The organism is Amycolatopsis kentuckyensis, from assembly GCF_002155975.1.
Classification (GTDB): Bacteria; Actinomycetota; Actinomycetes; order Mycobacteriales; family Pseudonocardiaceae; genus Amycolatopsis; species Amycolatopsis kentuckyensis.
Genome location: NZ_MUMI01000714.1, coordinates 1 through 7,704, shown reverse-complemented (window position 1 = coordinate 7,704; position 7,704 = coordinate 1). Strand labels below are relative to the sequence as shown.

At 73.0% G+C, this 7,704-nt stretch carries 5 protein-coding genes and 1 pseudogene; 3 read left to right on the top strand and 3 right to left on the bottom strand.

The annotated features are described in order from the left end of the window. Positions 1–95: 95 nt before the first annotated feature. From CCN39_RS46340 to CCN39_RS46330, 3 genes and pseudogenes are all read right to left on the bottom strand, one after another. Positions 96–2,600, bottom strand: a pseudogene (locus tag CCN39_RS46340) (acetyl/propionyl/methylcrotonyl-CoA carboxylase subunit alpha); the annotation flags it as partial. A gap of 248 nt (positions 2,601–2,848) precedes the next feature. After that, entirely contained in the window at positions 2,849–3,088 is a 240-nt protein-coding gene (locus tag CCN39_RS46335) for a hypothetical protein (protein WP_086853394.1), read from the bottom strand. Between the two features lie 147 nt (positions 3,089–3,235). Further along, positions 3,236–4,864 (bottom strand): DUF6345 domain-containing protein, encoded by a 1,629-nt coding sequence (locus CCN39_RS46330; RefSeq protein WP_086853392.1) that lies wholly within the window; start codon positions 4,862–4,864, stop codon positions 3,236–3,238. Between the two features lie 228 nt (positions 4,865–5,092). On the opposite strand from CCN39_RS46330, the gene CCN39_RS46325 reads away from it, so the two are divergent. The 3 genes from CCN39_RS46325 to CCN39_RS46315 all read left to right on the top strand — a co-directional run. Beyond that, positions 5,093–5,413, top strand: coding sequence for a hypothetical protein (locus CCN39_RS46325; protein WP_086853390.1), 321 nt, complete (start codon positions 5,093–5,095; stop codon positions 5,411–5,413). Between the two features lie 73 nt (positions 5,414–5,486). Beyond that, entirely contained in the window at positions 5,487–6,986 is a 1,500-nt protein-coding gene (locus CCN39_RS46320) for a CehA/McbA family metallohydrolase (RefSeq protein ID WP_244211325.1), read from the top strand. 93 nt (positions 6,987–7,079) lie between these two features. Then, a partial coding sequence (locus CCN39_RS46315; RefSeq protein ID WP_086853387.1) for a hypothetical protein occupies positions 7,080–7,704 on the top strand: 625 nt, incomplete at its 3' end.

Below are 7,704 nucleotides of genomic sequence, written 5' to 3'. Positions count from 1 at the left end.
GAAGGCTTCCAGGCGAAGCTGAAGCGCGTCCTCGCCCGCTACGGCGTCGGCGACCTCGAGCGCACGCCCGAGCTGGAGTCCGCGGTCTTCCGGATCTTCCTGGCGCAGCAGCGGACGACCGCGACGTCGGCGGCCGTCCGCTGCTGCGCCAGGAAGATCCGGAAGACCGCGGACTCCAGCTCGGGCGTGCGCTCGAGGTCGCCGACGCCGTAGTGGGCGAGGACGCGCTTCAGCTTCGCCTGGAAGCCTTCGGGGACGCCGGCGCGTTCGACGTCGAGGCTCTGCAGGTAGGTGTGGAAGAACTCGCGCGGGCTGTGCACCGCGCCGTTCGGCACGGTGTCCTCGCCGCCCGGGGTGTTGCGGCTCAGCTCGGACAGGTCGGCGAAGACGGTGAGCAGCTCCAGCTCGCCTTCCACCGGCCGGTTGCCCAGCTCGGTGCGGGCCTCCAGGTACGCCGTGACGAGCCGCTTCCGCTCGGCCGGGTCGACGTCGAAGCCGAGCAGCAGGCTGCGGAGGTCCTGCAGGCCGCGTTCGACGCGCTCGGCCGCGGACACGCCGTCCGGCACCGAGGGCAGCTCGATCTCGACGGTCTCGCCGGTGTCGGCGGCTTCCTCGGCGGCGTCGTCGGCGAGCGGTTCCAGGCGCATCAGCGGCGCGCCGGTCTCGACCTGGCTGCCGACGGACACCGGGCATTCGCGGACGCGGGCGCGGAACGGCGCGCGCAGCACCGTCTCCATCTTCATGCTCTCCAGCACGAGGATCGGCGCGTTCGCCTCGACCTCGTCGCCGACGGACAGCGGCGTCGCGACGACCAGCGCCGGCGCGGGGGAGCGGACGACGCCGCCTTCGTCGCGGCTGACGCGGTGGGTGACCCCGTCGACCTCGACGAGGTGGATCGGGCCGTGGGTGGCCGAGGTCAGCCGGAAGCGCCGCCCGTTGACCAGGATCCGGCCGCTGTGGGCGTCGAACCGCTCGATCTCGATGTCGGCGTGGTGGACGTCGGACGCGCCGGCCGAGATGCCGACGCGGAAGCGGCTGCGCCCGGCCCTGGCGACCGAGACGCGGTAGCCGACGCCGCGGAGCTTGAGGTCGAGCGGGCGGCCGCTCTCGTGCTGGACCTGCGGGCGCCCGCCGTGCGCGGTCGACAGCAGCCGCTGGACGGAGACCTCTTCCTCGTCCTGGTAGGCCTCGATGGCGGCCGCGGCGAGCGCGATCGCGGAGTGCCGGTGGGTGACCAGGCGGCCTTCGGCGCGGACGCGGTCGATCCAGCCGGTGTCGGCGCTGGCGTCGATCACCTCGGGCTGGTCGAGCAGGTCGAGCACGAAGCTCTTGTTGGTCGCGCCGCCCTCGATGATGACGGTCGTCTCGGCCATCGCGCGGCGCAGGCGGCCGAGCGCCTCCTCGCGGTCGCGGCCGTAGGCGATGATCTTGGCGATCATCGAGTCGAAGTCGGCCGGGATGGTGTCGCCCTCGCTGACGCCGGTGTCGACGCGGATGCCGGGGCCGGCGGGCAGGGCCAGGCGCGCGATGCGGCCGGGGGAGGGCGCGAAGTCGCGGTCGGGGTCTTCGGCGTTGAGGCGCGCCTCGACGGCGTGGCCGAGCTCGGCGGGCTGGGTGCCTTCGAGCTTGCCGCCGCCGGCGACGTGCAGCTGCAGCTTGACCAGGTCGGTGCCGGTGGTGATCTCGGTGATCGGGTGCTCGACCTGCAGGCGGGTGTTGACCTCGAGGAAGGCGAACAGCTTCTCGCCGGGGTGGTAGAGGAACTCGACGGTGCACGCGCCGCGGTAGCCCACGGCCACCGCGAGCCGCTCGGCCGACGCCTTCAGCTCGGCCGTCTGCGCCGGCGCGAGCACCGGCGAGGCCGATTCCTCGATGATCTTCTGGTTGCGCCGCTGCACCGAGCAGTCGCGGACGCCGAGCGCCCACGCCGTCGCGCCGTCGGAGATCACCTGGACCTCGACGTGCCGGGCGCCGGTGACCAGGCGCTCCAGGAACACGACACCGGAGCCGAACGCGCGCAGCGCCTCGGAACTGGTGCGCTCGTAGGCGTCGGCGAGGTCCTCGCCGGAGGCGACCATGCGGATACCGCGCCCGCCGCCACCCGCGGTGGCCTTGAGCATCAGCGGGTAGCCGATCTGCTCACCGGCCTTCAGCGCGTCTTCGAGGGTGGCGACCTCGCCGCGGCTCCACGGCGCGACCGGCACGCCGACCTCTTCGGCGATCAGCTTCGCGCCGATCTTGTCGCCGAGCTTGCGCATCGCGTCCGCGCTGGGCCCGACGAAGGTGATGCCGACCTTCTCGCACAGCTCGGCGAACGCCGGGTCCTCGGCCACGAAGCCCCAGCCGACCCAGGCGGCGTCGGCCTTCGTCTCGACCAGCGCCTTTTCGAGTTTGGCCAGGTCGAGATAGGGGCGTGCCGAGGCCGGGCCCAGGTCGTAGGCCAGGTCGGCCTCGCGGACGAACGTGGCGGTGCGGTCCGCGTCGGTGTAGAGGGCGACCGTCTCGATCCGCGTCCCGGTTTCCGCCGACAGATCCCGGACGGCGTGGATGAGCCGCATCGCGGCCTCTCCGCGGTTGACGATGGCGACACGACTGAACACCGGCTGAGCCTCCCAAATACCCACGCGCAGAAGGCGACGTACCCGTCCTGGAACGTCGCCTGCACCTGTCTACACCCTGGTGGATGACGACGGGTCGGACCAATGTCCGCCATGGCGCATGCCGGGGCGGCTGAGTTGTGGGAACCCCACAAAAAGCGACCCGCACCACACCGCGTGGACCGGCTTTCACGCGAGGTTCGCGACAATGCACTCAACGCGAGTGCGAACAGCGGGTGGCGCGGAAGCGATCAGGAGGCGAGCAGGACGTCGGAGTCCAGCACCTGGCCCAGCTCGCGGCGTTCGGCCTCGGACAGCGGAACGGCGGCGACGTCGCACCGGCCGTCGGGCCCGGGCGCGGTCGTGACCACCAGCACGGGCCGCCCGTCGATCTCCCGCAGCGTCACGCGGCCCCCGCACGCCAGGTCGACGGTGACGCCGGGGCGCTCGCGATGCCTGCCCAGCCAGCGGCTGACGAAATCGAAGGTCATCGCGGTCTCCCCTCGGTCCGGCGCGCTCCCCCTGGAGCACAGGTGCCCCTGAGAGGTGCCCCGGATACCTCGGGTTCACACCCGAACGTGGGAAACGGCGGGCCGGCACCCCCCGACGCGGTGCCGGCCCGTCCGCTTCGGTGGTGGTCAGCGCAGGGGCGCCTCCAGGACGTACCGCTTCGCGAGCCCCGCGCCGCAGTCGACCTCGACGGTCCGCCGGACGACCGGGACGCCGTCGTCGCCGCGCAGCGCGTAGCCGACCGCCGTCGAGTCCGGGATCGTGCGGACCTCGGCGGGCACGCGGCCACCGGCGGCCAGCCGGCGCAGCAGGCGCTGCGTCGGCGCGTCGAGTGCCTCGTCCACCGTCGCCGGCTCGCGGGCGGCTTCCCCGGCCGACGGCGGCGCGGTGGGCGCGCCGTCGCTCAGCCGCTCGACCTCGCGGGTGGCGTCGACGATCGTCGTCACCGTGCCGCCGCCGTCGATGGCGACCCGGACCTCGCCGAGGCCGGGCGTGACGACCGGGCGGCCGTCGACCAGCTGCGTGAACACCACGTGGGTCTCGCGCACCCGCGGGTCGGCGACGTCGTCGGCGGTGCCGCCCGCGTGGTACTGGTGGCGCACCTTGTCGGCGACCAGGTCCACCCGGTCGGCCAGGCCGAACGTCTCGACGGCGTCCTGGGCGATCCGGACGGCTTCGGCCGCGCTCGGCGCGTCCCGGCCGGTGCCGTCGGCGTCGGCGAAGGTGATCTCGCGGACGCCGCGGTGGTCGACGGTCAGGCTCGGCCCGTCCTGGCCGGCGCCCAGCACCACGCCGTGCGGGCCCATCGCGTCCTCGGGGACCCCGCCGCCGAGCCGGACGCCGTAGTGGCCGGCCAGTTCGGCCAGCCGCGACGGCGAAAGCCGCTGCGGGGCGAACCGGGCGGTCTGCGCCGAGCCGGGCAGCTCCAGCCGCGGGGCCCGGATGCTCTTGGCGGCGTCGTACCAGGTCCACCACCACCAGTTCTTCGACGCGGCGGCGGTCGAGAAGGAGCCCTCGTTCCACAGCCGGTCCTGCGCCTCGGCCTGCGTCGCCCCGCACGCGACGGCCGACGGTGCCTGGTGGTGGTCGATGTCCCAGGAGGCGTCCAGCCACGCCTTGCTGAACTTGTGGCCGTTGCCGTTCCACTTGCTGAAGAAGTAGGCGCCGTAGTGCGGGCTGTCGACGCTGGTCGTCTCGAACCCGAAGATCATCCGCAGGCCGAGGTTGGCCGCGTCCCACGTCCGGATCGGGCTGTTGCCGTCGCCGATGCGCAGCGAGAGGCAGGTGGAGAAGAACAGGTAGCGCGCGACCTCGTTGCCCAGCCGCATGTCGGCCGAGCTCGCCCAGGCCGACCCGCCCCAGGTGCCGCCCATCGGCATCCAGAAAACGCCGCCCGAGTCCATGGTCCCGTGCCCGGAGTGGTACTCGGCGACGCAGGCGTCGAAGCCGTAGGTGCCCTGCCAGTCGTCGTACTGCTCGCCGTAGATCCACGACAGCACACCGCCGTCGGTGTACCAGAAGTTCGGTGCGGCGAACTGCTTGACGTAATTGTAGAAACCACCCGCGTCGTCGTGGGTGTAGGAAAGGTCGTTCATACCGGGCGGGAAGTCCTCGATGGAGCAGACGCCGTACCGGTTCGCCCCGCGGTCGGCGGCCACGCCGGTTCCGGAGCCGAACGGATCGGCCGAGGTCAGCGCCCGTGCGCCGGCCGGTGCTCCCGGTGGCGCGGTGACCACGCCGTTCTTCAGCAGTGCCATGATTCCTCCCCGTGGGTGGCAGAATGCAGCGATCGGACGGTAGCCGTCAACGCGGTGAAAACTTTCGGATACATCTTTTTGCCACACCTTCAGCGCAATTTTTTCAGCGCTGCACCGATTCTGTGGCTCGTTTTTGCACGGGGCGCCGAACCGGTCAGCCGGTACCGGCCACAGTGGACAGCTCGACGGGAGGCGCGCGTGCCGGGCCGGCCGGGCCAGGATGGCGGGATGAACCTGGGGCAGGTGGTGTCGGCCGCGCGGGACGTCTTTTCCGCCCGGCTCGTCTACGGCGAACCCGTCGAGCGCGACGGGACCGTCGTCATCCCCGCCGCGGCGGTCTACGGCGGCGGAGGCGGCGGGGAGGACGGCACCGGCGCCCTCCCCGTGCGGGAGGGCGCCGGCTTAGGCGTCTTCGCCCGGCCCGTCGGCGCCTTCGTCGTCCGCGGGGAGACCGTGACCTGGGTGCCCGCCGTCGACCTCACGCGGCTCGGGCTGGTCGCCGCCGTCGCCGGTGTCGCCCTCGCGAAGATCCTGGCGAAACGCCGCTGATTCCGCCGAAAGTTCACCGGCGGTTCGTGGCCGCGTTCGCCTGGCGCGCCTAGCGTCCGATGCGGAGGTGCGCATGACCGACTTCAGCCGCCGGACGCTGCTGCGGGCCGGCGGGGTGGCGGCCGCCGCCGGGATGCTGCCGGGGGTGGCGTTCGCCGACCAGCCGGGCGGCACCAGCCGGACGCGGACCGTCACCGGCACGCTGGAACCGGACGTGCCGGACTGGTACTACCTGCCGGTCGACGTCCCGCGCGGGGTGCGGCAGATCGACGTCGTGTACTCCTACGACAAACCCCCGGTGCCCGCCGGTACCCGCGGGAACGCCTGCGACATCGGCATCTTCGGCCCCGAAGGCCACGAACTCGGCAACGCCCGCGGCTTCCGCGGCTGGTCCGGCGGCTTCCGCGACCGGTTCTCGATCAGCGCGTGCGAGGCCACCCCCGGCTACCTCGCCGGCCCGATCGAGCCCGGCCGGTGGCACGTCGTCCTCGGTCCGTACACCGTCGCGCCGCAGGGGCTGAACTACCGGGTGGACATCACGCTCACCTTCGGCCCGGACGGCTCGCCGTTCGAGCCGCATCCCGCGCCGGAGACCGCGCCCGCGCGCGAACGCGGCCGCGCCTGGTACCGCGGCGACAGCCACCTGCACACCGTCCACTCAGACGGCCGGCGGACGCCGGAGCAGCTCGTCGCCGACGCCCGCGCCGCCGGGCTCGACTTCATCGTCTCCACCGACCACAACACCTCCAGTTCCCAGCTGGTCTGGGGCGACTACGCCACCGACGACCTGCTGATCCTCAACGGCGAAGAGGTGACGACCCGGTCCGGGCACTGGCCCGCGATCGGCCTGCCCGCCGGCACCTGGATCGACTGGCGCTACCGCGCGGCCGACCCGCGGGACTTCCGGCGCTTCACCGACCAGGTGCACCGCGCCGGCGGCCTGGTCACCGCGGCGCACCCGTTCGCCGGCTGCTTCGGCTGCACCTACGAATTCGCCTACGAGATCGCCGACCTGGTCGAGGTCTGGAACGGTCCGTGGACGCAGGACGACGAGGCGAGCGTCATCCACTGGGACGGGCTGCTGCGCGGCGGCCGGTTCATCCCGGCGATCGGCGACTCCGACGCGCACCACCCGGACCAGCGCGTCGCCCTGCCGCACACCGTGGTGCTCGCCGACCGGCTGCGCCGCCGGGAACTCCTGGCCGGGCTGAAGGCGGGACGCTCGTGGCTGGCGGAGTCGGCGTCGGTCCGGCTGGACTTCACGGTCTCCGGCGGCGGCACGAGCGCGGGTCTCGGCGAGCGGCTCGCCGTGGGCGCCGGGACCCCGGTGACCGTCGAGGCGGTGGTGGCCGGCGTGCCGGGGACGACGGTGACGTTCCTCGACCAGCTCGGCCCGGAGCACACCGAGCCGATCGGCGACTCGGGCGCGGCCACCGTCACCTGGACGACCTACCCCCGCTACAGCCGGTGGGTGCGCGTCGAGGTCCGTCGCCCGTCCGGTGGCCCGAACACGACGGTGCCGAACGCGATGGTCGCGATGTCCAACCCGATCTTCCTCGGCCCCGCCCACTGAACCCCGCCCGGTGCACCGCGTCCTCCTATTGGGCAGACTGGTGCGAACGGGTGACGGGGAGGCAGGGTGCGCGGTTGTGGCCTGAAGGTGGCCATGGTCCTGGGTGCGGTCGTCGTGCTGGTCGCGGCGATCGTCGTGGTGGTGGCGTACACGCGCGGCTCGGTGAAGACGCCGGGGTGCACGGTGGCGCTGCCGGGGGACAACGCGTCCGCGTACACGTTCACCCCGGAGCAGATGAACAACGCGGCGACGATCTCGGCCGTGGGCACCAGGATGGGGTTGCCGGCGCACGCGGCGACGGTCGCGCTGGCGACGGTGCTGCAGGAGTCGAAGCTGCGCAACCTCGAGGGCGGTGACCGCGACTCGGTCGGCCTGTTCCAGCAGCGGCCGAGCCAGGGCTGGGGCACGATCGCCCAGCTGCGCGACCCGGTCTACGCGGCGACCGAGTTCTACGAGAAGCTCGAGAAGCTGCCGAACTGGGAGACGCTGCCGATCACCGAGGCCGCGCAGGCGGTCCAGCGGTCCGGCGTCCCGGACGCGTACGCGCAGTGGGAGCCGCAGGCCCGCGCCATGGCGGCGGCCTTCAACGGCCAGTTCCCGGCCGCGCTGACCTGCCGCAACCTGACCTTGGCGGCCCCCGCGGACCTCGCCGCGGCGGCCACGGCGGAGCTCGGCACGGCCGGCTTGAGCGGCCCCCACCCGGCGGCGCAGGGCTGGA